2 protein-coding genes and 1 pseudogene are annotated in these 1897 nt (G+C 39.2%); 2 read left to right on the top strand and 1 reads right to left on the bottom strand.

What is annotated here, in order from left to right:
- The first annotated feature begins 761 nt into the window (after positions 1-761).
- On the top strand, positions 762-947 hold the full coding sequence (locus HCUR_RS00835) for a hypothetical protein (protein WP_207760843.1): 186 nt from the start codon (positions 762-764) through the stop codon (positions 945-947).
- A gap of 78 nt (positions 948-1025) precedes the next feature.
- Positions 1026-1334 carry a transposase gene (locus HCUR_RS00830; protein WP_104206328.1) on the top strand — a complete coding sequence of 103 codons (309 nt, stop codon included), beginning with the start codon at positions 1026-1028 and terminating at the stop codon, positions 1332-1334.
- Between the two features lie 78 nt (positions 1335-1412).
- Here the strand turns inward: HCUR_RS00830 and HCUR_RS08100 are convergent.
- Positions 1413-1897, bottom strand: a pseudogene (locus HCUR_RS08100) (transposase family protein); the annotation flags it as partial.

Below are 1897 nucleotides of genomic sequence, written 5' to 3'. Positions count from 1 at the left end.
CCCAAGGTGCTCAAACTTTTGGATCGTGCATACAATGAGCGCCACTGATTCTAGGAAATGTCAGCGTGATATTTTCCAAAAAATCATTGATCCAAAAGGTGATTAAGGGCACACTTCATGATGATGTAAGACTTTATTGGAATGATCCCATGAACGGCTCAATGAAACTCATACTAAAAGTCATGGACGCATTGAGCAGTCTACTAACTGTAATTTCCTATGATGGTGTCTGATTCCATTCCTGGCCAAGACTTAAAGCAAGGAGTCAAATGACCGCGACCCTTTGGAAAAACGCTAAAGAAACTCGCTTCTATATTGCTTTCTAACAGCACAAAATCTTAATGAAGGTGGACGCCCTCATGTGGAGCATTAACCCTGCGCTGCACTGGGTCATTCAATGAAGACAAAGCCTGTATTGGCCATGATAATGCAGATAAAAACTTATATATAGCCAAATAATTACAGAATAGTTATAATAGAAGAAAACAGAAGATATTTAAAAGATGTTGTATGCATTAGAGTTTCGTCGTAAGAGTTGAGGAATTAAGAAGAAAGAAGGGGTGCGCTATGAAGACTCTGGTAAACGTTTTGGAATGGGTCAGCAGGCTATAGAGGGAGTACACGTTTAGAACCGAAAGTAGTTTGCTATAAGCCAGCCAGCACACTAGACATAGACTGTTTAGAACACGATATCACAATGAATCCTGATGCCGATCAGTCAGAGCGAGCAAAGCGCTTTTGGGGGTAGCGCTGTTAGTATTTTGAAAGCCCTGAGACGTCTTGGTATTCGCTATAAAAAAACATTTCATCATTCAAAGACGGATCCACAAAAAAGATCTGTAGTGTGCCAAAAGCGTGATCAATTAAAAAGCAAAGTTGATGAACGTGGATTTCCGCATGATATGCCAAAAATTCACAGGTGTTCTGTAAAAGAGCAATGTTGTTAGGGAAAATAGGATTGGGGTACCAAAAGTAAAAGAAATGTATAGAAAAAATGTATAGGACAAATTTTTAAAGACGCTTTAATGGGCTCCACTTTAGGGGCCACTGGATTGCTTACGAGTTCTGTCAATATAGCGGTGTTGATTTGTTGGGTAAAGAAAATGTTCCTAACGAATATTCCAGAAAATCGTGGTATTGTCCTGGACAATGCTGCTTTCTATCAAGGTAAAGCTGTGCGGAAAATGATTAAGAACGCTGGTCATACTTTATTTTATCTACCGCCTTATTCTCTTGACCTTAACGCTAAACAGATAAGACGTTCTACACATTGTTCAATGGACGTGCTACTCTCTTATAACTGTTCTATCGTTAGATCACTATATACTGTCTAAAGGGGTACTTGTAGTGTAAGTGCACCTGAAAGAAAAGCTGGAACAATCAATTAAATCACTAGACCTCTTCGGAAACTCTCATTGTTCTAATTCCATGGTATAGACCCCTGCAATGAGCGTGAATCTCAGCCCAAATCTGTTACGCCTGTTTCTGTATGTATCAGAGATGATCTTAAAGCGTTTGAGTATCCCAATACCATTTTCATTCATTACCCGCGCACTGGAAAGTTCTCTATTTTTCCTTTTTTCTTCTTGCGTTAGCGGATTTTTCTTACCCTTCTTTTTTGGAATGTCAGTTCTACTATGGAGTGTTTTGAAGCCTTGATATCCTGTATCCGTAATACCCTTAATTTTAGAATGAATAGGAGTTTTTGATTCTTTAAAACCCCTGAAATCATGACGTTTGCCCTTTGAAAAAGCCGTGCATATACCTTCTTGAGTTACTACACCTTGAGTGTTTAAGGGGTGTCTTTTCTTTTTCCCTGAGCAGTAATGCTTTTGTCTTTTTTGGGCGCTCTATTGGGGGTTCTGTTGCATCTATTAACCCCCCTTCATCATTCATA

Source organism: Holospora curviuscula, from assembly GCF_002930195.1.
Lineage (GTDB): Bacteria > Pseudomonadota > Alphaproteobacteria > Holosporales > Holosporaceae > Holospora > Holospora curviuscula.
Note: the sequence above shows the minus strand (reverse complement) of the source record. Positions and strands in the feature narration are given on the sequence as shown.

Excerpts from the sequence above, each read along its gene's own strand:
- HCUR_RS00830 (WP_104206328.1), top strand. The coding sequence starts at position 1,026 with ATGGGCTCCACTTTAGGGGCCACTGGATTGCTTACGAGTTCTGTCAAT.